At 69.1% G+C, this 22,126-nt stretch carries 23 protein-coding genes; 9 read left to right on the top strand and 14 right to left on the bottom strand.

Annotation, left to right across the window (positions count from 1 at the left end):
- The 5 genes from C3B61_RS02235 to C3B61_RS02215 all read left to right on the top strand — a co-directional run bounded on the left by C3B61_RS02235 (position 1) and on the right by C3B61_RS02215 (position 4,475).
- On the top strand, positions 1–1,287 hold the full coding sequence (locus tag C3B61_RS02235) for an adenylosuccinate synthase (RefSeq protein ID WP_088457403.1): 1,287 nt from the start codon (positions 1–3) through the stop codon (positions 1,285–1,287).
- An 87-nt stretch (positions 1,288–1,374) separates the two neighbouring features.
- On the top strand, positions 1,375–2,040 hold the full coding sequence (locus C3B61_RS02230; protein WP_088457402.1) for a GNAT family N-acetyltransferase: 666 nt from the start codon (positions 1,375–1,377) through the stop codon (positions 2,038–2,040).
- A 92-nt stretch (positions 2,041–2,132) separates the two neighbouring features.
- A complete protein-coding gene (locus C3B61_RS02225; protein WP_341866759.1) occupies positions 2,133–3,077 on the top strand; it encodes a DMT family transporter in 945 nt (314 codons plus the stop codon).
- A 49-nt stretch (positions 3,078–3,126) separates the two neighbouring features.
- A complete protein-coding gene (locus C3B61_RS02220; RefSeq protein ID WP_103459397.1) occupies positions 3,127–3,522 on the top strand; it encodes a chorismate mutase in 396 nt (131 codons plus the stop codon).
- Entirely contained in the window at positions 3,519–4,475 is a 957-nt protein-coding gene (locus C3B61_RS02215; protein WP_103459396.1) for an SDR family NAD(P)-dependent oxidoreductase, read from the top strand. Before C3B61_RS02220 ends, C3B61_RS02215 begins: the two co-directional genes overlap by 4 nt.
- Positions 4,476–4,590: 115 nt before the next feature.
- On the opposite strand, the gene C3B61_RS02210 is transcribed toward C3B61_RS02215, so the two are convergent.
- Positions 4,591–5,505: a DUF559 domain-containing protein gene (locus tag C3B61_RS02210; protein ID WP_103459395.1), complete on the bottom strand. Its 915-nt coding sequence runs from the start codon at positions 5,503–5,505 to the stop codon at positions 4,591–4,593.
- A gap of 285 nt (positions 5,506–5,790) precedes the next feature.
- Between C3B61_RS02210 and lhgO the strand changes: the two genes are divergently transcribed.
- On the top strand, positions 5,791–6,999 hold the full coding sequence (gene lhgO, locus C3B61_RS02205; protein WP_103459394.1) for an L-2-hydroxyglutarate oxidase: 1,209 nt from the start codon (positions 5,791–5,793) through the stop codon (positions 6,997–6,999).
- A gap of 82 nt (positions 7,000–7,081) precedes the next feature.
- On the opposite strand, the gene C3B61_RS02200 is transcribed toward lhgO, so the two are convergent.
- Genes C3B61_RS02200 through C3B61_RS02175 form a run of 6 tightly spaced genes read right to left on the bottom strand, consistent with a single transcriptional unit; the run spans position 7,082 to position 12,119 of the window.
- Entirely contained in the window at positions 7,082–7,942 is an 861-nt protein-coding gene (locus C3B61_RS02200; RefSeq protein ID WP_103459393.1) for a MurR/RpiR family transcriptional regulator, read from the bottom strand.
- The gene (phnE, locus tag C3B61_RS02195; RefSeq protein WP_103459392.1) at positions 7,926–8,768 is read right to left on the bottom strand and encodes a phosphonate ABC transporter, permease protein PhnE; all 843 of its coding nucleotides are present in this window, start codon (positions 8,766–8,768) and stop codon (positions 7,926–7,928) included. The genes C3B61_RS02200 and phnE (C3B61_RS02195) overlap by 17 nt, the downstream gene beginning before the upstream one ends.
- Positions 8,765–9,568 (bottom strand): phosphonate ABC transporter, permease protein PhnE, encoded by an 804-nt coding sequence (gene phnE, locus C3B61_RS02190; RefSeq protein WP_088457395.1) that lies wholly within the window; start codon positions 9,566–9,568, stop codon positions 8,765–8,767. The genes phnE (C3B61_RS02195) and phnE (C3B61_RS02190) overlap by 4 nt, the downstream gene beginning before the upstream one ends.
- Positions 9,568–10,389 carry a phosphonate ABC transporter ATP-binding protein gene (gene phnC / locus C3B61_RS02185; protein ID WP_103459391.1) on the bottom strand — a complete coding sequence of 274 codons (822 nt, stop codon included), beginning with the start codon at positions 10,387–10,389 and terminating at the stop codon, positions 9,568–9,570. The genes phnE (C3B61_RS02190) and phnC overlap by 1 nt, the downstream gene beginning before the upstream one ends.
- Before the next feature lie 3 nt (positions 10,390–10,392).
- Complete coding sequence (gene phnD / locus C3B61_RS02180) at positions 10,393–11,367, bottom strand: phosphate/phosphite/phosphonate ABC transporter substrate-binding protein (protein ID WP_103459405.1); 975 nt, start codon at positions 11,365–11,367, stop codon at positions 10,393–10,395.
- Positions 11,367–12,119, bottom strand: coding sequence for an HAD family hydrolase (locus C3B61_RS02175; RefSeq protein ID WP_208858760.1), 753 nt, complete (start codon positions 12,117–12,119; stop codon positions 11,367–11,369). The genes phnD and C3B61_RS02175 overlap by 1 nt, the downstream gene beginning before the upstream one ends.
- A gap of 142 nt (positions 12,120–12,261) precedes the next feature.
- Here C3B61_RS02175 and C3B61_RS02170 point away from each other — a divergent pair, with 142 nt between their 5' ends.
- Entirely contained in the window at positions 12,262–13,107 is an 846-nt protein-coding gene (locus C3B61_RS02170) for a hypothetical protein (RefSeq protein ID WP_103459389.1), read from the top strand.
- Here C3B61_RS02170 and purL read toward each other — a convergent pair.
- On the bottom strand, positions 13,104–15,410 hold the full coding sequence (gene purL / locus C3B61_RS02165; RefSeq protein WP_103459388.1) for a phosphoribosylformylglycinamidine synthase subunit PurL: 2,307 nt from the start codon (positions 15,408–15,410) through the stop codon (positions 13,104–13,106). The genes C3B61_RS02170 and purL overlap by 4 nt on opposite strands.
- Positions 15,411–15,577: 167 nt before the next feature.
- On the opposite strand from purL, the gene C3B61_RS02160 reads away from it, so the two are divergent.
- Complete coding sequence (locus tag C3B61_RS02160; RefSeq protein WP_103459387.1) at positions 15,578–15,880, top strand: putative quinol monooxygenase; 303 nt, start codon at positions 15,578–15,580, stop codon at positions 15,878–15,880.
- Between the two features lie 31 nt (positions 15,881–15,911).
- Here the strand turns inward: C3B61_RS02160 and C3B61_RS02155 are convergent, their stop codons facing one another.
- Complete coding sequence (locus C3B61_RS02155) at positions 15,912–16,382, bottom strand: DUF3817 domain-containing protein (RefSeq protein WP_103459386.1); 471 nt, start codon at positions 16,380–16,382, stop codon at positions 15,912–15,914.
- Positions 16,383–16,501: 119 nt separating this feature from the next.
- On the opposite strand from C3B61_RS02155, the gene mgrA reads away from it, so the two are divergent.
- Positions 16,502–17,527 (top strand): L-glyceraldehyde 3-phosphate reductase, encoded by a 1,026-nt coding sequence (mgrA, locus tag C3B61_RS02150; RefSeq protein ID WP_103459385.1) that lies wholly within the window; start codon positions 16,502–16,504, stop codon positions 17,525–17,527.
- 99 nt (positions 17,528–17,626) lie between these two features.
- On the opposite strand, the gene purQ is transcribed toward mgrA, so the two are convergent.
- The 5 genes from purQ to C3B61_RS02125 all read right to left on the bottom strand — a co-directional run bounded on the left by purQ (position 17,627) and on the right by C3B61_RS02125 (position 21,993).
- Positions 17,627–18,325 carry a phosphoribosylformylglycinamidine synthase subunit PurQ gene (purQ, locus tag C3B61_RS02145; protein WP_088457386.1) on the bottom strand — a complete coding sequence of 233 codons (699 nt, stop codon included), beginning with the start codon at positions 18,323–18,325 and terminating at the stop codon, positions 17,627–17,629.
- On the bottom strand, positions 18,325–18,594 hold the full coding sequence (purS, locus tag C3B61_RS02140) for a phosphoribosylformylglycinamidine synthase subunit PurS (protein WP_088457385.1): 270 nt from the start codon (positions 18,592–18,594) through the stop codon (positions 18,325–18,327). The genes purQ and purS overlap by 1 nt, the downstream gene beginning before the upstream one ends.
- Before the next feature lie 39 nt (positions 18,595–18,633).
- The gene (locus tag C3B61_RS02135) at positions 18,634–19,950 is read right to left on the bottom strand and encodes a kynureninase (RefSeq protein WP_103459384.1); all 1,317 of its coding nucleotides are present in this window, start codon (positions 19,948–19,950) and stop codon (positions 18,634–18,636) included.
- A 142-nt stretch (positions 19,951–20,092) separates the two neighbouring features.
- A complete protein-coding gene (locus C3B61_RS02130) occupies positions 20,093–20,758 on the bottom strand; it encodes a response regulator (RefSeq protein ID WP_103430642.1) in 666 nt (221 codons plus the stop codon).
- Positions 20,755–21,993, bottom strand: a complete 1,239-nt coding sequence (locus C3B61_RS02125; RefSeq protein ID WP_103459383.1) for a sensor histidine kinase — start codon at positions 21,991–21,993, stop codon at positions 20,755–20,757. Before C3B61_RS02125 ends, C3B61_RS02130 begins: the two co-directional genes overlap by 4 nt.
- Positions 21,994–22,126 lie beyond the last annotated feature (133 nt).

Below are 22,126 nucleotides of genomic sequence, written 5' to 3'. Positions count from 1 at the left end.
ATGCCAGCAATTGTTCTGATCGGCGCCCAGTGGGGCGACGAAGGTAAGGGTAAGGCCACCGACCTCCTCGGCAGCCGTGTCGACTACGTCGTCAAGTTCAACGGCGGCAACAACGCCGGCCACACCGTGGTCGTGGGCAACGAGAAGTATGCGCTGCACCTGCTGCCCTCGGGCATCCTCACCCCCGGCGTGACCCCGGTGATCGCCAATGGCGTCGTCGTCGACATCGAGGTTCTCTTCGAGGAACTCGACGCGCTCAGCTCCCGCGGCGTGGACGTGTCGAAGCTGCGCGTGAGCGCCAACGCGCACGTCATCACGCAGTACCACCGCACCATGGACAAGGTCACCGAGCGGTTCCTGGGCAAGCGCCAGATCGGCACCACCGGCCGCGGCATCGGCCCGACCTACGCCGACAAGATCAACCGGGTCGGCATCCGCATCCAGGACCTGTTCGACGAGAACATCCTGCGCCAGAAGGTCGAGGGCGCCCTCGGCCAGAAGAACCACATGCTGGTCAAGGTCTACAACCGCCGCGCCATCACGGTCGACGAGATCGTCGACGACCTGCTCAGCTACGCCGAACGCCTGCGCCCCATGGTCGCCGACACCGCGCTGCTGCTGCACCAGGCGCTCACCGAGGGCAAGACCGTTCTGTTCGAGGGCGGCCAGGCCACGATGCTGGATGTCGACCACGGCACCTACCCGTTCGTCACCTCGTCGAATGCCACGTCCGGCGGCGCGGTGACCGGTTCCGGAATCGGCCCGAACCGGATCGACCGCATCATCGCGGTCGTCAAGGCGTACACGACCCGGGTCGGCGCCGGTCCGTTCCCCACCGAGCTGTTCGACGAGTCCGGCGAGTTCCTGCGCGCCAAGGGCTTCGAGTTCGGCACCACCACCGGCCGCCCGCGCCGGTGCGGCTGGTACGACGCCCCGATCGCCCGCTACACAGCCCGCATCAACGGTGTCACCGACTTCGTTCTCACCAAGCTCGACGTGCTCACGGGCCTGGAGACCATCCCGGTCTGCGTCGCCTACGAGGTCGACGGGGTGCGCTTCGACGAGGTGCCCGTGTCGCAGTCCGACTTCCACCACGCGAAGCCGGTCTACGAGGAGTACCCCGGTTGGACCGAGGACATCACCATGGTGCGTCACTTCGAGGACCTGCCCAAGAACGCCCAGGACTACGTGCTCGCCCTCGAAGCAATGAGCGGCGCCCGTATCTCCGCGATCGGCGTGGGCCCCGACCGCGAGGCCATCCTCACCCGTCACGACCTGATCGACTAACCCGCACCGCACGCGAACCGTGAGCACGGCCCAGAAAACCCCGAGTTTTTGGGGCTCAGCTCACGGTTCGGCGAAGGGAGAACCCACGTGACCGCGTTTCCACCCCAGGCGAGGCTGCTGACGGGGCGCTTCGTGTGCCTGGAACCGCTCAGCCGGGCACACCTGCCCGAGCTGCATCGCGCCATCGCGCATCCGGCCGTCTTCGCCGGTGGTTACGGCGGCGGTCCGCACGGCCTACCCGCCGACCTCGATGATTTCGTGGCCTTCGCCCTCAATTACTACCAGTGGGATGCCCACCCCTACGCCGTTCGCGTCGTCTCCGGCCCACACGCCGGCAACCTGGTGGGCACCTCGACGCTGGGCGACATCGACCTGCCCAACGAGGCACTGCACCTGGGCTGGACCGCATACGCCCCGCAGGTCTGGGGCACCGCGGTGAACCCGGAGACCAAGCTGCTGATGCTCGGTGCCGCCTTCGACAGCGGCTTCGGCCGGGTCAAGATCCAGGCCGACGTGCTCAACTCGCGCTCCCGGGCCGCGATCCTGGGCATCGGCGCCCAGTTCGAGGGCATTAACCGGCGGGTGCAGCGCCGGGCGGACGGGTCCTGGCGGGATACCGCCGTGTATTCGGTTCTCGCCGACGAGTGGCCTGTCGTGCAGGCCGGGCTGCACAAACGACTCGACGTTTTCGGCGGCAAGGTCGTGGAGTACCGAGACCCGCGGGCACCCCGCCGTCGGGTCACACCCAGCTGATTTACGGTCATCCGCCCGCGATTTTCGGACATCACCGTCGGCGCGGGTCACGGTGCCCGCCGGGCACCGCACCCGTGGGCTAGGGTCAGCGGGTGACTGATATTTCCAGCCCCAACAACCCCAGGGTGGCCCTGCAATTCCTCGGGATGGGGGTGGTCTGGGGCGCCAGCTTCCTGTTCATGAAGGTGGCCCTCGACGGCGTGAGCTTCGGCCAGGTGGCCTGGTCACGCCTGGTCTTCGGGGGGCTCACGCTGGGCCTCATCGTGCTGGCCACCCGCCCGCGTCTGAACAACGGTCCGGTGCTGCCCCGGGAGGGCGTCGTCTGGCTGCATTTCCTGGTGATCGCGCTCACCGGATGCGTCGTGCCGCACCTGCTGTTCGCCTGGGCCGAGCAGTACGTGTCGTCGAGCCTGGCCAGCATCTACAACGCCGTCACGCCCATCATGACCGCGGTGATGGTCACCGCCGTGTTCAGGGTGGAGAAACTCGCCCGCGACCAGGTGATCGGCGTGCTGATCGGCATCATGGGTGTGGTCGTGATCATCGCGCCATGGCAGTATTCGGAGCTGACCGGTGACCTGTGGGGCCAACTCGCCTGCCTGGGCGCGGCGCTCTGCTACGGCTTCACCTTCGGGTACACCCGCAAGCACCTCAGCGGCCGGCCCATCGCGGGCACCACCTTCGCCTTCCTGAACATCGGCCTGGCCGGCGTCGTGATGCTCGTGCTCACGCCCGTGCTCGCCTGGCAGCCGGTGACCCTGACCATGCCGATCGTGCTCAGCCTGCTCACCCTCGGGGTGCTCGGCACCGGATTCGCGTACATCTGGCACATCAACGTCCTGCGGGCCTGGGGGCCGACGACCACCTCCACGGTGACCTACGTGACCCCGGTGGTCGGTGTGCTGCTCGGGGTGCTGGTGTTGGCCGAAACGTTCTCCTGGCACGAACCGGCCGGGGCCGTGCTTGTGCTGCTCGGCATCCTGCTGACCCAGAAACGGCTGCGGCTGCCGCTGGCGGTGCCTCGAACCGCCTCGTGAGCGGCGGCGCCCGGCGCGGGCATCCGGGCCGGTGCAATATCGTAAGGACATGGCTGTAAACGAGGAATTGCCCGCTGACGCGGGGCAGGACGCGATCAACGAGTTGCAGAGCATCCGCCAGAGCATCGACAACATCGATGCCGCGCTCATTCACCTGCTCGCCGAGCGGTTCAAGTTCACCCAGAGCGTGGGAAGGCTGAAGGCCGAGCACGGTCTGCCCCCGGCCGACCCGGCCCGGGAGTTCTTGCAGATCCAGCGCCTGCGCGGCCTGGCCGAGGACGCCAGACTGGACCCGGCGTTCGCCGAGAAGTTCCTCAACTTCATCATCGCCGAAGTCATCCACCACCACGAGAAGATCGCCGGCGACTCGTCCGGGGGCGCCAGGGCCGCGGGCGCAGCCGCGTCTCGCCCCGCCGACCCGGCCCACCCCGCCACGTCACCGTGAGCTGGAACCCGCGCGCGCTGCCGGACCAGTCCGGGCGCACCTTCGTGGTCACGGGCGCCAACGCGGGCCTCGGCTACTTCACGAGCGAGCAGCTGGCCGGCGCCGGCGCCCACGTGGTGCTCGCCTGCCGCAACCCGGCCAAGGCCGCGGCCGCCATCGCCGCGATCCGCGGACGGGTGCCGGGAGCCTCCGTCTCCGCTCTCGCCCTCGACGTGGCCGATCTCGGCTCGGTGCGCGGCGCCGCCGACCGGATACTCGAATTCCCGCGGCTGGACGGCCTCATCCTCAACGCCGGCATCGTGCACCCGCCGCAAGACCGCTCCGTGAGCCTGGACGGTGCCGAACTGGTGCTCGCCACCAATTACACCGGGCACTTCCTGCTCACCGGCCTCGCGCTGCCTGCCCTGCAGCGCACCCCCGGCAGCCGGGTGGTGTCGCTCGGCTCGATGATCTCCCGGCTGATGGACTCGTCGCTGGACGACCTGCAGCTGGAGGTCACCTACAACGGCTGGAAGGCCTACGCGCAGTCCAAGATCGCCATGCAGGTGTTCGGCTTCGAGCTCGACCGTCGCCTGCGCGCTGCCGGCCAGGGCGGCCCCGACGGCGTGCAGAGCCTGGTGTCGCACCCCGGCTACTCGATCTCTGGACTCACCCCCGGCATCCGCGGGGTCAACGAGGTCAGCCGGGCCAAGCGCTTCGCCGACACCCTGCAGGGCTTCATCGGCGCCCAGAGCAAAGACGCCGGCGCCTGGCCCACGGTGCGCGCGGCGATCGACCCGGATGCCCGCGGTGGCCAGTACTACGGCCCGCGGTTCCTCACCCGGGGTGCGCCGGCCCTGCAGCACCCCACCCGCACCTCACTCGACCGTGGCATCGCCGAGCGCCTGTTCACCCGAACCGAGGCCCTCGTCGACCTGCCCTTCGCCCTCCCCGCACAACTCGGGCCGCGCTAGCCCTGCTATCTCGCGAGAGCGGCCGCGTGGCTACCTCAGCGGGCTGAGGCAGCCACCTTCCCGCTTTCGCGACCATTGAGTTTCCGAGAAACGACCACGGGGCCGCTTTCGTGCCTCAGGGGCGCCAGCCTGCGGCTTCCAGAGCCGTGGTGATCTTCCGCAGGGCGGGTGAGGGCGACATCCTCAGGTGCGATTTGTTGACGCGGATGACGCGCCAGCCGGCCTCCATGATCGCGTCAAGACGGTCCACGTCCCAGTGATATTGATCCTCGTCCGCACGGTGCTGCTCGCCGTCATACTCCACCAAGACCCGGTACCCGCGAAAGACCAGATCTCCGGTCGCAATCTTGCGGCCGCGCCTGTCGAAAATCTCACCGTTGACCTCCGGTTCGGGTAGCCCGGCCCGCACGATCATCAGCCTGGTCGCTGTCTCCTTGGCTGAGTCCGTGCGGGGACGCACCGACTCGAACGCTTCACGCAGCCTCTTCGCACCCCGTTGCCCGGTGTAGCGCAACACGCCAGTGCGCAGCTCAGCCATGGTTGCCAGCGGCCGCTTGCGTCTCACCAGCGCGTCTCCCACCTCAATCAGGGTGTCCAACGCCAACAGGGTGGACAGCTGACACCAGGTGTCGACCGGGGCCGTCACCGGCACTCCGCTTACGACGACGACCCGAACACGGTCGCGCTGCACGTGGTGCCCCACCACCCCGCGGCCGCCGTGCCGCAACCCGGCGATGTGTGTCGACACGTGCACGCGTGGGTCGCGGGCAAGGCGCGGTGGCAGCGGCAAGCCGTGGATCAGTGCCGCACTGGAGTGGCTGAAGAACTGCTCACTGCTGAGATGGGGCAGGTATGCGCGGACATGGGCGAGCGGGTCAGTCGGGTCCAGGGGCGGGGAGCGGATCCCGTAGTACGGCGTGGCCAGGTCGTCGCCACGCATCCGCGCCCGCGTGACGCCTTCGGCCAACCCTTCTTGATGGCTGAATGCACGACCTCGTAGAGCCGTAGGTATCTCGGTGCGCCGCTTCATCCCCAGAGGATGCACCTAGGCTCCCTCGCCGCGCCGAACTTATCCCCAGCCCGCGCCCGGCATCCCGCGAGAGCGGTCGTGTGGCTGCTTCAGCGCTGTGAGGCAGCCCTTTCGCCGCTCTCGCGGCCCGTGGGCCGCGGGATAGGGGCCACGGGGGCCGATCAAGACGGATGCGTTCTGCCGGGCGGGGTATTGCCCAGGCACCGCTCCGGGGGCAGGATGCCACCGTGCGGGGGTTCGTCGAACCGGTGGTCCGCCACGGGCGGTGCAACGGGACGGACGGGCATGGGCGATCGGATTGCGATCATCGGCGGCGGAATCGTAGGGGTCGCTATCGCGCGGGCACTCGTATTACGCGGCTTCGGCGACGTCACCGTGTTCGAGAAGGAAGACCGGCTTGCCGCGCACCAGACCGGGCGCAACTCGGGGGTGGTGCACGCCGGTCTCTACTATCAGCCGGGCACGCTCAAGGCGCGGTTGTGCGCCGCGGGCCGGATCAGCATCCGCGACTACTGTGCCGAGAAGAACCTGCCCTACCGGGAGGTGGGCAAGCTCGTCGTCGCGGTCGACGAGTCCGAGCTGGCCGCCCTGGCCGACATCGAGCGCCGGTCACTGGCCAACGGGGTGCCCGACCTGGTCCGCCTCGACGGGCTCGACCCCCTCCGTGAGATCGAACCATCCGTCGCGGGCATCGCCGCGGTGCACTCGCCGCACACCGCGGCCGTGGACTACGGCGCGATCACCGAGGCGATGGCCGAGGATGTCCGCAGCCACGGCGGCACCATCCTGACCGGCCACGAGGTCGTGGCGTTGCACATCGAAGGCCAGACCGTGCGGGTGCGCACGCGCGAATCCGAGTATCTCGTTGACCGAGTGATCGCCTGCGCCGGGCTGCAATCCGACGTGGTGGCGCACCTGGTCGGCGCGGACCCGTCGCCGAAGATCCTGCCGTTCCGCGGTGAGTACTGGGCGCTGGCTGCCGCCCGCACCGACCTGGTGCGCGGCATGATCTACCCGGTGCCCGACCCTCGATTCCCGTTCCTCGGCGTGCACTTCACTCGCGGTGTCTACGATGACGTGCACGTGGGGCCAAACGCGGTGCCGGCGCTCGCCCGTGAGGGCTACACCTGGCTGACCGTCTCACCGAAAGACACCTGGGACTCGCTGCGCTGGCCGGGGGCCGGCACTCTCGCGAAACAGCACTGGCGGATGGGACTGGACGAGATCAGCGGCTCCCTGCTGAAACCGTTGTACTACCGCAAGGCCCGCCGGTTCATCCCCGAACTCAGGATGGACGACCTCACGAGCAAGACCGCCGCCGGGGTGCGCGCCCAGGCCTGGGGCCGGGACGGCGCACTCCTGGACGACTTCGCGGTCGACCAGGTCGGCCCGGTCACGCTGCTGCGGAACGCCCCATCACCGGCGGCCACCTCGTCGATGGCGATCGCCGATCACCTGATCGAACACTACGTTTTCGCCCGCACGACCGACTAGCCGACGGGGCGGGGCACCCTCGCCGGCGCTCGCTGCCCGTCCGCTGGCGCGACCCGCCACGGGCGGGGCGGCAAAGACCTGCCTACTCGCTGAGGTTGTCGCTGAGGATCTCGAGCACGGCCGAGCGAGTCACCCGGGCGCGGTCGCCCAGGCGGGCCGCCACCACCTCCACCAGCGCTTCGATCAGGATCACATGCGGCACCCGCGACGTGTGCTCGAGTTCGTGCCGGAAGGTACCCCGGGCCGGCGCCACAACCAGGGCGACGTCGGCCAGGCTGATCAGCGGCGAGGTGGCGAACGATGTGATGATCAGCACCGTCGCTCCGGTCTGCCGGGCCGCACGCGCGGCCTTGAGGCTCGCCTCGCTCGCACCGCTGCCGCTGATGATCAGCACCGCATCGGCCCCGGTCAACTGCCGGGCCGCGATCTGCTGCCCGATCGGGTCGGCCACGAACTCGGTGGGCCGGCCGATCGCGGTGAGCCGCATGCCCACGTCCAGCGCCAGCGGTGAGGACAGCCCGCTGGCCAGCGCCAGCAACCGTCCCGCTCCCACGATGGTGCTCACGGCCCGCTCCACAGCATCCTCACCGAGCACACTTGCGATGCGCGGCAGCGTCGCGGCCAGCGCGTCGATATCCGCGCGGATGGCGCCCAGCGCGGATTCGCCGTAGTCCCGCTCGCTCACCAGCGTCTGCGCGAGCTCCCGGGTGAGGGCCACCCGCAGCTGGGCAAAACCGCGGTAGCCCAGCTTCTGGCAGGTGCGGATGACGCTCGACCGAGCCACCCCGGCCCGGTCGGAGAGGTCCTGCGCGGTCATCTCCACCACGCCCTCGGCGTCGGAGAGGATCAACCCGACCACGCTGAGCTCGCTGGGCTGCAGGGAATTTTGCACGGTGGCGATGCGGGTCGTCACAGTGGCGTCGTCGTTACCGGTCCAGCTCACGAACGGATGCTCCTTCGGTTATGCGCCGGCGCAGGGCGCCGGACACGGCATCGATGCTCATCGTCGCGACAACCACCACGAGGAGCAGCATCCCCACCGTCGACCACTCGCGATACTGAGTGTACGAGGTGAGCATGTCGCCGATGCCGCCGACACCGATCAGGCCGAGTATTGCGGATGCGCGCACGTTGATCTCGAATCGGTACAACCAGAACGAGATGAAGTCGGGCATCGCCTGGGGCCAGACGCCCCAACGGATCACCTCCGGGGTCGACCCGCCCGCCGCGCGCACGGCCTCGAGGGGCCCGGGGTCGACACCCTCGATGGCCTCGTACCCCCACTTGCCCAGCGTGCCGACGCTGTTCACGGCCAAGGCGAGCGCCCCGGTAAGCGGTGTCAGGCCGGTCACCGAGAGGATGGCAATGGCGATGATGATCTCCGGCACCGCCCGGATGACCGAGAACAAGAGGCGCAACGCGCCACGGGCCGGCGCGGGGGCGAAACCGCGCGCGGCGAGGAAGCTCAGCGGCAGCGAAATCACCAGGCCGATGACCGTGCCCACCCAGGCCATCTGCACGGAGCGCCAGGTCTGCAGCAGCGCCTCGCCGATTTTGTCCCAGTTCGGATTGGCGAACATCAGCCAGAGATAGCGCACGATCTCGCCGGGCAGGCTGCCCAGCCGGGCCCAGTTGATGTCGACCGACCAGAACGCGACGATCACGATGACCGTCACTACGACGGCGGCGGTCAGCCGGCCCCGCGAACTGGGCTTGGCCGGCAACACGAGGGCGCGGGGGGCGGGCGGGGAGGAGATGAGAGCGGTCATACCAGCCTTCGTCGGATAGCGGCGCTGACCGAGTCGATGACGACGACCACCACGAGAATCTCGAGGATGATCAGCGACAGCTGGTCATAGCGGTAGAAGGTGCGCACGGCATCGATGAGCAGGCCGAGCCCGCCCGCGCCCACGAGGCCGAGCACTGTCGAGGCGCGCACGTTGAGTTCGAGCACATACAGGGTCTGGTTCACGAACGCGGGCCAGGCATCCGTCAGCGCGATGGCGCGGTTGATCTGCAGCTGGCTGCCGCCGGCGGCGCGGCCGGCTTCGAGCGGACCGGCATCGTTCACCTCGATCGACTCCGACACCATCTTCACAATGATGCCCACGTTGAACAACACCAGCGCGATGATGCCGGGCAGCGCGCCCACCCCCACCATGGCCACCAGCACGGATGCGTAGAGCAGGTCGGGAATGGACCGCACCGCGTTGAGCACGGTCTTGACCACGCCGCGGGTGTACCGGTTCGGATTGGTCAGCCGCGCCGCCCAGAGGCTGAGCGGCAGCGAGACGACGGCCCCCACGAAGGTGGCGATCACGGCCATCTGCAGGGTCTCCACCAGGGGTGGAATGGTGCGCGGGAAGAACGTCCAGTCCGGTCGCAACAGGGCGAGCACCTTGTCGGCGCCGTTCTGCCAGTTGCGCACTATCGCGTCGAAGCTGAACGCGATGCCCCACTGCGGGCTCAGCGTGACTGCCGTGATGAGCAGCACCACGGCCAGGCCCAGCCAGGGTTTCCACCGTCCGCGCGGCTTCGGCGGCAGAACCAACGGTGCCAGGGCGCTCATCAGCCGAGCACATCCTCGTATTGGATGGACCGGCCGTAGATGGTCTCGAACACGGCGTCGGAGGCGGTGGCGGCCGGGCCGTCGTAGACGACCTCGCCCGCGCGCAGCCCGATCAGCCGGGTGCCGTAGGTGCGGGCCAGGTCCAGCAGGTGCAGGTTGGTGAGCACCGTGATGCCCAGGTCCTGGTTGATCCGGCGCAGGTCCCGCATCACGCCGTGCGCGGTGGGCGGGTCCAGGCTGGCGACGGGTTCGTCGGCGAGCACCAGCTTGGGCTGTTGGGCCAGGGCGCGGGCGATGGCCACCCGCTGCTGCTGACCGCCCGAGAGCGTGGACGCGCGGTCATATGCCTTCGCGAGAATACCGACGCTGTTCAGGGCCTCGTAGGCGATCTGCTTGTCGTCTGCCCGGTAGAGGCCGAGCAGGGTGCGCCAGGTGGGTGTGTGGGCGAGCCGGCCCACGAGCACGTTGTTCAGCACGCTCGCGCGCCGGGCCAGGTTGAAGCCCTGGAAGATCATTCCGATCTCGCCGCGCAGCTGCCGTAGTTCCCGGCCGCGGGCGGTCTCCAGGTGGCGTCCGCCTACCTCGAGGGTGCCGGAGCTGATCGGCACGAGTCCGTTGATGGTGCGGATCAGGCTGCTCTTACCGGAGCCTGACAGTCCCACCACGGAGACCATCTCGCCGGCTTCGATGTTGAGGGACACGTCCTTCAGCGCGACGACCCCGTTGGGGTAGCGCACGTTGACGTCCCGCATCCGGATCGACCACGGCGCGGCGGCCGGGGTGTGCACCCCGGCCGCCGCGCTGTCGTGAAGGTCAGTCATCGGCTACTGCAGTCCCAGCTTCGTGGCCGCGTCGGCGACGACGGTGAGCGTCGACGGGTCGGCGGGCGCGAGCTTGGTGATGGAGTAGATCGAGGTGAGAACGGCGGAACCCTCTTCGGTGCTCGAGTAGTCGGCCAGGGCGGTGGTGATCTTCTCCTGCAGCTCGGGGGAGAGGCTCTCGGTGAGGGCCACGCCGTCGTTGGGGATCTCGTCGGTCAGTGCGAACACGACGACCTTCTCGCCCACGTCGGGCTTGTCCTTGGCCACGATGGTGCGGGCATCCCAGAAGCTGAAGCCCACTTCGGCGTCACCGTTGTAGACGGCGAGCACGGATGCGTCGTTGGTGGTCACCGGGATCTGCTCGATGTCGGCGTCGGTGTCCAGGCCCGCGTTCTTCAGCGCGAGGACCGGGTAGATGTAGCCGGCGGGCGAGCCCGGGCCGAGCAGGGCCACCTTGGCGCCGGTGACCTTCTTGATCGAGTCCAGCCCGGCCGGGCCGGCGAGGGCGTCTGCGCCGTTGCAGAAGAGCATGCCGTCGCGCTCCACCGGGGTGTCGTCGCAGTACTTGTCGGGGTTGTTGGTCATGAACTGCGCCGGGTAGGTGATGTTGCCGTTACGTTCGGTCTGCAACACCACGGATGCGCCGTACATGTCGCTGGCCTGCCAGAGCTGCAGCGAGGGCAGGAAGCCGATCTGAGCCTGGTCGGCGCCCATCGCCTCGACGGCGGCCTGGTAGTCCTTGGAGACGACGCCGGTGACGGGGATGCCGAGGGCCTCGGTGAGCATGTCGGTGAGGGGCTTGGCGGTGTCGACGAGCCCGGCCTGGTCCTGCGAGGGCACCAGGGCCAGGGTGAGCGAGGCGGGGTCGGCGGCCGGGGCGGGCGTGCTGTCCGCGGCCGAGTCGCTGGTGGCGCAGCCGGTGAGGGCGACGGCGGCGAAGGATGCCGCGGCGATGAAGGAGAGTGCTTTCTTGGGGATCACTGGTCAGCCTTTTCTGTGGTGAGAACGGTGGAGGGAAGGGTGCTGGAAGCGGAGTCGAGCCAGCCGCGCAGAGCCGGGTACAGCTCGTGCAGGTGTTCGGCCCGGTAGGTCGGGGTGGCGGGGGAGGGCCGGTGGGCGCCGACGAGGGCGGTGGTCGCTCCGCGACGATAGGCAGGCGCGAGGTCGTTCTCCCAGACGTCGCCGATGCTGGCGAGGTTGGTCGAGTTCGCTCCGACGGGCAGCCTGGTGAGCAGGCTGTCCAGCAGCGGGTCGAATCCGGCGGGCTTGCCCACGTCGGTGTGCACGACGTCGAACGCCCCGGTCAGACCGAGCGCGGCGAGGGCTTCGTCGATGCGGATGGCGGGGGCGTTGGTCGCGAGCACCAGGTAGGCAGCCGGGCGCGCCTCGGCGAGGAAGTCCGCCAGGCCGGCCGGCGCGGTGACCGGAGCGGCGTTGGTGGCGAGCTGGTGCCTGCTGGCCAGGTACGCAGCGCTGCGGGCGCTCGCGCTAACGTCGTAATGCGCGGCCAGGAGGCGCACCAGGTCATACCCGTCGATCGGCTGCCCATCCGGGCAGGTTGTCGCCCAGGGGGTGCCGGAGATGCTGTCTTCGAAGCGACCCAGGAAGTCGACGGCGTGTGCGGTGGGCAGCCCGCCGGCGATGAATCGTGCGTAGGAACGAATCGGTCCGTGCCCGAGGGAGACAGTCCCATCGAAGTCGAAGACCAACACCCGTTCGCGAGAAGGCACGTTTTACTCAATCCTGTTCCAGCGCCCCGGTGGACGCATGGTTCATGTTAGGAGTGTTGTATGGACCAAATGACCGCGCCAGGTGAACACCATGTAAACCTTCGGTCCTGGCCGGTTGGCGAGCTGTGCCTACGATGGGCAGATGATGTTCGAGCAGATCGCCCGCGATGCCGAGACCGGCCGTTTCGACGACTGGGCGCTGTCCACGGTGATCGACGAAAACGTCCAGTCCCCCGTGATTTCTAAGGCCGAGTTCCTCAGGCTGCATGCTGCGGCAGGGCTTGCAGCGACCTGGCCGATCGGCAACGCCGGCCTGTTACATGTCTACGGGTACCTCCTATCGACCGTGGTGACACCGTTCGGTCTCAAGGGTGATCGTTGGCGCAACGGAGAGCTGGCCGGCCATTTCAGTCTGGCGCCCACGGCATTCCTGCTCGACGCGGCGGATGCGGGAGGCCAGACGGTACTCGAGCGGGTGACGGATGCGGCGCTGCCGCACCTGGCGAACCCTGCGGGCGCTCGCGGCGACGTTCTGGTCATCGACGACGAGGTTCCCGGTGAGGCGACGTTCTTCCGCACGACCGTGGTGAGCGCACCCGGCCAGCCCGGCGCGGCCCTGATTTACGGCGTGAGTGAGGGCGACCGGATGCGCGTGGTCACGGCTTTCCCGCTGGCCCACCCGACCCCGGCGTCGCTGGACGCCCTCGCGGCGGAGCCGCCGCGGATGCGCTACAACGCCGCCCTGACCGCGCTTCCCCGCGCACCCCGCTGCGCCGCCGTCCCTGAGGCGCGCACGGCCCCGCGCTCGCGGTTGCGGCTGCGCGCGAGAGCGGCCGATCGGTTGCCTCAGCGGTGCCGAAGCAACCCTTCCCCCGCTTTCGCGGATGTTGCTCCCCGCGAGAGCGGCCGTTCGGTTGCTTCAACTCTCCGAGGCGGCCACACGCCCGCTTTCGTGGATCTTGCCGCTCGCGAGAGGCGCAGCGGTTAGGCGAACGCGTTCGGCAGGGTGCTGCGGTGACGGGACTGCAGCTCGGTCAGCGGCACTGTGAAGTAGTCCTGAATCTCCAGGACCGGGGCGGTGGCATCCGTCACGCCGATGCGCAGCACCGGGTAGTCGCGGCCCTCGCAGAGACCCATGAACTTCACGTCGTCCTCACGCGGGACCGAGACCAGTACGCGGCCTGTCGACTCCGAGAACAGGGCCACGGCTGCGTCGACGCCGTCGCGCTCGAGGATGTCGCCGAGCCAGACCCGCGCGCCGACACCGAAGCGGAGCACGGCCTCGGCGAGGGCCTGCGCGAGGCCACCCGTCGAAAGGTCGTGCGCGCTGTCGATGAGGGCCTCGATCGACGCGGCGTGCAGCAGGCCGGCGAGGTCGGCTTCACGGCCGAGGTCCACCACCGGCGGCATGCCGCCGAGGTGGTCGTGCACCACTGCACTCCACGCGGAGCCGTCGAGCTCCTCGCGGGTGATGCCGAGCAGGTAGATGTTGTGTCCGTCGTCCTGCCAACCGCTGGGCACCCGGCGGGCCACGTCGTCGATCACGCCGAGCACGGCCACCACCGGCGTCGGGTGGATCGGCTGGTCGCCGGTCTGGTTGTAGAACGAGACGTTGCCGCCGGTGACCGGGATCTCCAGCTCGAGGCAGCCATCTGCGAGGCCCTCAACGGCCTGGGAGAACTGCCACATGACCTCGGGGTTCTCCGGCGAGCCGAAGTTGAGGCAGTCGCTGATGCCCACCGGCACCGCGCCGGTGACGGCCACGTTGCGGTACGCCTCGGCCAGGGCCAGCTGCGCGCCGCGGTACGGGTCGAGCTGGCAGTAACGGCCGTTGGCGTCGGTGGAGATGACGAAGCCGAGGCCGGACTCCTCGTCGATGCGGATCATGCCGGCGTCGTCGGGGAAGGACAGGGCGGTGTTGCCCATCACGTACCGGTCGTATTGGTCGGTGATCCAGCTCGGGTCGGCCAGGTTGGGCGAGCCGAGCAACGCGAGGAACTGTTCCTGCAGTGTCGCGGCATCCGTCGCCCGCGGCAGCGCAGACGCGGAGTCGGCCTGCAGGGCGTCGATCCAGCTGGGGTAGGCCACCGGGCGGTCGTAGACCGGGCCGTCGACGGCGACGGTGCGCGGGTCGACGTTGACGATCTCTTCACCGTGGAAGTCGATGATCAGACGGCCGGAGTCGGTGACCTCGCCGAGCACGCTGGTCTCCACGTCCCACTTCTCCACCACGGCGAGGAAGCCGGCGAGCTTCTCCGGCGTGACGACGGCCATCATGCGTTCCTGGCTCTCGCTCATCAGGATCTCTTCGGCCGTGAGCGAAGGGTCGCGCAGCAGCACCTTCTCCAGCTGGATGTACATGCCGCCGTCGCCGTTGGAGGCCAGCTCGCTGGTGGCGCAGGAGATTCCCGCGGCGCCCAGGTCCTGGATGCCCTCGACGAGCTTCTCGCGGTACAGCTCGAGGCAGCACTCGATGAGCACCTTCTCGGCGAACGGGTCGCCCACCTGCACGGCGGGGCGCTTGGTCGGGCCGCCTTCACTGAAGGTGTCCGAGGCCAGAATGGATGCGCCGCCGATGCCGTCGCCGCCGGTGCGGGCTCCGAAAAGCACCACCTTGTTGCCGGCGCCCGAGGCGTTCGCCAGGTGCAGGTCCTCGTGGCGAAGCACGCCCACGGAAAGCGCGTTGACCAGCGGGTTGCCCTGATAGACCTTGTCGAACCAGGTTTCGCCGCCGATGTTGGGCAGGCCCAGGCAGTTGCCGTAGAAGCTGATGCCCGAGACCACACCGTGCACGACACGGGCGGTGTCGGGGTCGTTGATGTCGCCGAAGCGCAGCGCGTCCATCACGGCGACCGGGCGGGCGCCCATCGAGATGATGTCGCGCACGATGCCGCCGACGCCGGTGGCGGCGCCCTGGAACGGCTCGATGTAGGAGGGGTGGTTGTGCGACTCGATCTTGAACGTGACCGCCCAGCCTTCGCCCACGTCGAGCACGCCGGCGTTCTCGCCCATGCCCACCATTAGGTTCTTCTTCATGGCGGGGGAGACCTTGTCGCCGAACTGGCGCAGGTACTTCTTCGAGCTCTTGTAGGAGCAGTGCTCACTCCACATGACGGAGTACATGGCGAGCTCACCCGACGTCGGGCGGCGGCCCAGGATGGTGCGGATCTCGGCGTATTCGCCGGGCGTCAGCCCGAGGGCAGCGTACGGCTGCTCCTTCTCGGGAGTGTTGATCGCATTGGTCACGGTGTCAGCGACGCCGCGGGAGGATGTATTGGAAACAGCGGTCACGAGTGGCGTTCTCCCAGAGATAGCGGATGCTTGACCCGCTTAGTCTACCGGGCGGGGTGTGCTTCGATCCGGCTCCGAGCCCGCTCGGGCCTGGCTGCCAGCCCCGCTTGAGCCGGGCCCGGCAGCCCGCGCCCGCGGCTGCGGACAACGCGCGCTACCCTCGAGCCATGACATTCGCGAATGTAGGCACGCTTGAGACAGTTCCCGGCAAGCGCGACGATCTCGTCGCGCATCTCGTGCGCCGAAACGACAGCCTGGCTGTGGCCGGGTGCCTCTCCTACGAGGTCGGCGTAAACGACGACGACCCGAACACAGTGTTCGTCGTGGAGCTCTGGGAGAACGCGGCAGCACACCGGGCGTCACTGGCTCTGCCCGAGGTGCAAGCCTCGATCGGCGCAGCCCGCCCGCTGCTCACAGGCACGTTCGGCGGTTTCCGCTTCGACGTCGTCGGGTCGCCGCTGCACGACTGACGTCAGCGCCGGCCGGCGAGGGGGAGCGCGGTTAGGCGCCGCCGCCGGGCGGGCCCATCACGAGCAGGGTGGTGAACACGGCAACCAGGCCCACCACGAGCACGGATGCCAGCAGTACCGGTCGCGCCAACCCGAACCGCAACATCCGGCTCACCACGGTGTGGTCACGGGGGTCGTCCGTGGCCTCCCGGCGCCAGGTGCCGTCGAGCAGGGCGCGGCGCTCGAGCCAGCGGTCGAACGGGATCGTCGCATACGGCACCACGGCGGTGGCCACGGCGAGCAACATCAGCCGGGGCCGCCAGCGCTGGTTCACGCCCACGAGCACGGCCGTGATCCCGTAGGCCAGGAACACCAGTCCGTGCACGAAGCCGCCCACCCGCACGGCGCCGTCACCGAAGTCGCCGGGGGTGAAGACGTACTTGAGCAGCATCGCGGTGATCAGGATGGTCCAGGTGATCGCCTCGGCGATGGACAGGATGCGGTAGAGCAGGCGGGGTGACACGGGGGAGGACTCCGTAAGACAGAGGTGGGCAGGTAGGGTCCCAGCCTGTCATCTTCGTCTGAGCGGAGCATCCGTCGAAGGTTTGACCCTTAGTCAGACCACTGTGCCAGCATGAGGAGATGACGTACCTTCCCGCAGACACCCGTTACGACTCCATGCCCTACCGCCGCACCGGGCAGAGCGGCCTCAAGCTGCCCGCGATCTCGCTGGGCCTGTGGCAGAACTTCGGCGATGGCGCCCCGGTTGAGACGCAACGCGCCATCCTGCGCCGCGCCTTCGACCTCGGCATCACCCACTTCGACCTGGCCAACAACTACGGCCCGCCCTACGGCAGTGCCGAGACGAACTTCGGTCGCATCTTCGCCGAGGACTTCTCCGCCCACCGCGACGAGACCGTCATCTCCACCAAGGCCGGCTACGACATGTGGCCCGGACCATACGGTGACTTCGGCTCGCGCAAGTACCTGCTGTCCAGCCTCGATGCGTCGCTGAACCGGATGGGCCTGGACTACGTCGACATCTTCTACTCCCACCGCGCCGACCCGGAGACCCCCCTCGAGGAGACCATGGGCGCGCTGCACACGGCCGTCACGAGCGGCCGGGCGCTGTACGCCGGCATCTCCTCGTACTCACCCGAGCGCACCCGGCAGGCCGCCGAGATCCTCGCCGACCTCGGCACGCCGCTGCTGATTCACCAGCCGTCCTACTCGATGTTCAACCGCTGGGTCGAAGACGGCCTGCTCGACACCCTCGACGACCTCGGCGTCGGCTGCATCGCCTTCTCCCCGCTGGCCCAGGGGCTGCTCACCGACCGTTACCTGAACGGGGTGCCGGAGGGCTCCCGCGCGTCGCAGGCCGGTTCGATGAGCCGCGACATGGTGAACGACGCGACGGTGGGGCGCATCCGTGCCCTGACCGAGATCGCGGATGCGCGTGGCCAGTCGCTCGCGCAGCTCGCGCTGTCGTGGGTACTCAGGCGCCAGACCGTCACCTCGGCCCTCGTGGGCGCCTCCTCGGTCACGCAGCTGGAGGCCAACGTCGCGGCGATCGACAACCTCGTCTTCACCGACGAGGAGGTCGCCGCGATCGACGCACATGCCGTCGACCTGGGCATCAACCTCTGGGAGCCGTCCAGCGCCGTCTAGTCAGCGCCGTCTACTCCACCGAGTTGCCCCTTGACGGACGAATTGCCCCGGCGCACCAGGGCAACCCGTCCGAAACGGGGCAACTCGGCCCCGAGAAAACTACGCGTTGACCAACGAACGCTCGATCACCGAGGTGAAGAACGCGAGCCCGTCCACGCCGCTGCGCATCGCGGCAGCGGTGTCGGGGCCGAAGCCGGGCTCCACGGCGTGCTCGGGGTGCGGCATCAGGCCAACGACGTTGCCGCGGGCATTGCTGATGCCGGCGATCTCGTTGAGCGAGCCGTTCGGGTTCACGTCGAGGTAGCGGGCGATCACGCGGCCCTCGCCTTCGAGGCGGGCCAGGGTGTCGGCGGAGGCGATGAAGCCGCCCTCGCCGTTCTTCAGCGGAATGGTGATCTCCTGGTCGGCGGTGAAGCCGTTGGTCCAGGCGGTGTCGGTGTTCTCGATGCGCAGGCGCTGGTCGCGGCAGATGAACGCGCCGGCCTCGTTGCGGATCAGCCCGCCCTCGAGCAGGTGCGCCTCGGTGAGCATCTGGAAGCCGTTGCAGATGCCGAGCACGGGCATCCCCTTGTTCGCGGCGTCGATGACCTCGGCCATGATCGGCGACAGGCTGGCGATCGCACCGCAGCGCAGGTAGTCGCCGTAGCTGAACCCACCCGGCAGCACGAGGGCGTCCACGCCGTGCAGGTCGTGCTCGCCGTGCCACAGGGCCACCGGCGTCGCGCCGGCCAGGCGAATGGCGCGCTGGGCGTCGCGGTCGTCGAGCGAGCCCGGGAAGGTGACGACGCCGATGCGCATCAGTGCGTTTCCCCGGCGGCGACCTCGAGCACGAAGATGCTGGTGACGTCCTCGATCACGGAGTTGGACAGCACGGTGTCGGCGAGTTCCTGCACCTCGGCGAGCAGCGCGGCGTCCGCGGGGCCCTCCACGGTGAGTTCGAACCGCTTGCCGACGCGCACGCCGGTGAACTCGGTCTTGCCGAGGCGGCGGAGGGCGCCGGCGACGGCCTTGCCCTGGGGATCGAGCAGTTCTGCCTTGGGCATAACTTCTACGACGATGGTTGGCATGGCTCACTCCGTAAAACGTCGGGGGCGGATGCGTCGATTCTACAGGCCCGCAGGGGAGCCGAGTCCGGCCTGGCCGAGCAGGATGCCGCGCAGCACGTCACGCACGGCCGCGACGCCGTCATAGGTCTCCACGAAGCTGGTGCTCAGCGGCGACAGCCCGATCCGCAGGCCCTCCGGCGCGCGGAAGTCCGGTATCACGTCGTGCTCCCAAAGGATCCGAGTGACCTGGCGCATGGCGGGATGGTCCACGGTGATGTGGCCGCCGCGGTGGGTGTGCTCGCGTGGGGACGCCACGGTGACGCCCATCGGCACCAGCCAGGCATCCACCAGGTCCAGCGCGAACTCGGTCAGTGCCACCGACTTGGCGCGCACCTCGTCGATGCCCACCTCGTCGATCATGGCGATGGTGTCCTGCATGGCGAGCATGCCCACGATCGCGGGCGTGCCGCTCATGAAGCGGCGGATGCCTGCGGCCGGCACGTACTCCGGCCCCATCGCGAACACGTCGGCGGCGCCCATCCAGCCCTGGATCGGCTGGGTCAGGTCCGGTTGCAGCTCGGCGCGCACATAGCCGAACGCGGGGGCGCCGGGTCCGCCGTTGAGGTACTTGTAGCTGCAGCCCACGGCCAGGTCGACGCCGTCGAGGTCGAGATTCACCGGCACGGAGCCGGCCGAGTGGCAGAGGTCCCAGAGCACCAGGGCGCCGGCCTCGTGCACGGCGGCGGTGATCGCGGGCACGTCGGCGAGGTAGCCGGAGCGGTAGGCCACGTGGCTGAGCACCACGAGCGCGGTCTGCGGGCCCACCGCGGCGCGCACCTGGTCCACGGTGACCCCGCCGGTGCTGCTCGACTCGATCCAGCGCAGGGTGAGGCCGCGCTCCGCGGCGATGCCGGCGAGCACGTACCGGTCGGTGGGGAAGTTGTCGGTGTCGAGCACGATCTCGCTGCGCTGCGGCAGCGAGTCGACGGCGGCCCGGGCGAGCTTGTAGAGGGTCACGGTGGTGGAGTCGCCGATGTACACCTGGCCGGGGCCGGCGCCGAGGGCGGCCGTGCCGAGCGCGTCGCCGATGGTCAGCGGCAGTGCCATCCACTCGTCGTCCCAGCCGCGGATCAGCCGGGTTCCCCAGGCGGTGCCGAGGAACTCGGTGATGCGCGCCACGCTGGCGATGGTGGGGCGGCCCAGGGAATTGCCGTCGAGGTAGACGATCGACGGGGCGTCGGGGCCGGCCACTGCGGTGTCGTCCAGGCCCACGAACCGGCGGCGGTAGTGGCCGAGCCCGTCGATGCGGTCCATCCGCCGGGCGAACGCGAGGTGGGCGTCGAGGCCCTCGGCGACGGTGCTGTCGTGCTGGGTCATGTTCTGAGGTCCTCGAGGTCGGGCCGGGGGAGCGCGCGGGCGGCGAAGCGGCGGGGTGACTTCGGCCGGATCCCGCGACTAACGGTAACCCGCGAGGTCGGCATCGTGGGGGCGACCGGCGGTGTCATGCCGACCGGGGTCTTCAGCGGCCCACGATTCCGAGTCTGTAGGCGAGGATCACGGCCTCGACCCGGTCGCGGAGGCCCTGCTTGAACAACACCCGCCCCACGTGCGCCTTGACCGTCGATTCGCTGAGGTGAAGCTCCTCGGCGATCTCGCCGTTGGTCGCTCCCAGGCCGATGAGACGGAAGACCTCGCTCTCGCGCGCCGTGAGCGTGCTGAGAAGTGTTGCCGGTTCGGGGGCGACGACCGCGGCCAGGTGGGGGGCGGCGACCTCGATCAGCTTCGCGGTGATCCGCGGCGAGACGACGGCGTCGCCGTGGTGGACGGCGGTGATCGCTGCGACCAGGTCGGCCGGACGGGTGTCCTTCAGCAGGAACCCGGACGCTCCGGCCTGGAGGCCGCCGAAGGCATACTCGTCGAGGTCGAATGTCGTCAGCACCAGCACCCGGGTGTCGGGCACCAGTGACGTGATCCGCCGGGTGGCTTCGATCCCGCCGATGCCGGGCATCCGCACGTCCATCAGCACAACGTCTGGGCGCAGTCGTACGGCCGCATCCACGGCGGCCTCGCCGTCGCCGGCCTCGCCCACGACGATCAGGGTGGGCTCTGCCTCGAGCACCAGAGAGAACCCGTACCTGACGAGTTGCTGGTCGTCCACCAGGAGTACTCGGATGGCGTCGGTCATGCTCTCTCCTTCGTCCAGAACAGTCGCACGAGAACGCGCCAGCCGCCGCCGGCAGCCGGACCGGCCTCTACCGACCCGGCAAAGAGCGCGGCTCGTTCACGGATGCCGAGAATCCCACGACCCGGCGGCTGTCCGCCGGGCGCGGCCGGGGCATCATCCTGCACCACGATCGTGACCGACTCGGCCGACCACGTCACGCCCACCGTCACCTGCGTCGCGCCGCGCGCGTGCCGCAGTGCGTTCGTCAGCGACTCCTGCACGATCCGGTACACGGTCAGCCCCACGGCCGGGTCTGCGGATGCCGAGCCGGCCAGGTCCAGCCGCACCGGAAGCCCGGCTTGCCTGAACTGTGCGGCCAGGTCGGTCAGCTGGAGGGCCCCGGGTTGGGGAGCGTGCTCCAACGTGGGCGTCTCTCCGTCGGTGCGTACGGCCCCGAGCAGCCTGCGGAGCTCGCCCAGGGTGTGCCGGCCGGTCTCGGCCACCTGCGCCATGGCCGCCATGGATTCCGTCGGACGTTCGGCTGCGGCCACCCGCGCCCCTTCCGAGAGAGCGACCATCACCGAGACGCTGTGCGCCATGACATCGTGCATCTCTCTGGCAATGCGTTCACGCTCCCTGGCGCGCGCGATCTCGGCCTGCTGATCCCGTTCCCGCTCGAGCTGAACGGCCCGGTCGACCAGCGCCGCGACGTATCGGCGTCGCTGTCCGGCGTTGACCCCGAACAGATGCGCGACCAGGAGCGGAACCAGCATCACGATCGCGGCGTTCAGCCAGTCGTTGAGCGGGTCCGCTGAAACGGGTGGTGCCGTGGGTTCCCAGAGTGGCAGGCCGTCCCTGGTGCGCTCGATCAGGATCCACGCGGCACCGCTGGCGACCACCGACGTCGCCAGGTAGCAGGCCCACGCCGTCATGGCGGAGCGGTAGGTGCCGACCGCGAACAGGGTGATGAGCGGGAGCACTGTTTCCGCACCAGTGCCTCCCGCCAACGACAGCACGCAGAGCACGGTGGCGGCCACGAGCATCAGGACCGGCCGGTGCCGGCGGAGCAGTACCGTGGCGACGCCCGCGAGGAGAAGCATCACCGTGAACCACGCCGGGGTGCGCAGCGGCGGGTTCGCGGAGATGAGGGCCAGCCCGGCGGCGAAGAGGCCGTAGAGACCGGCGGTGATGGCATCCGACAGCCACGGGAAGCGCAGCAGAGTCCGGCGCAGGGCGCCGGGCGGTGACGGCAGCACGAAACCGTTCGGCGGTGACGTCGCATCGCCGAACGGTCCTCTCCGTGTGGGTGTCAGGGTTCCTCCTTGCGAGGCAGCATCGCGCCGGTCTGCAGCGAAACGGCAGTCCACGCTAACACCACCAATCCGCTCG

This window comes from Cryobacterium zongtaii, assembly GCF_002909375.1.
Classification (GTDB): domain Bacteria; phylum Actinomycetota; class Actinomycetes; order Actinomycetales; family Microbacteriaceae; genus Cryobacterium; species Cryobacterium zongtaii.
Note: the sequence above shows the minus strand (reverse complement) of the source record. Positions and strands in the feature narration are given on the sequence as shown.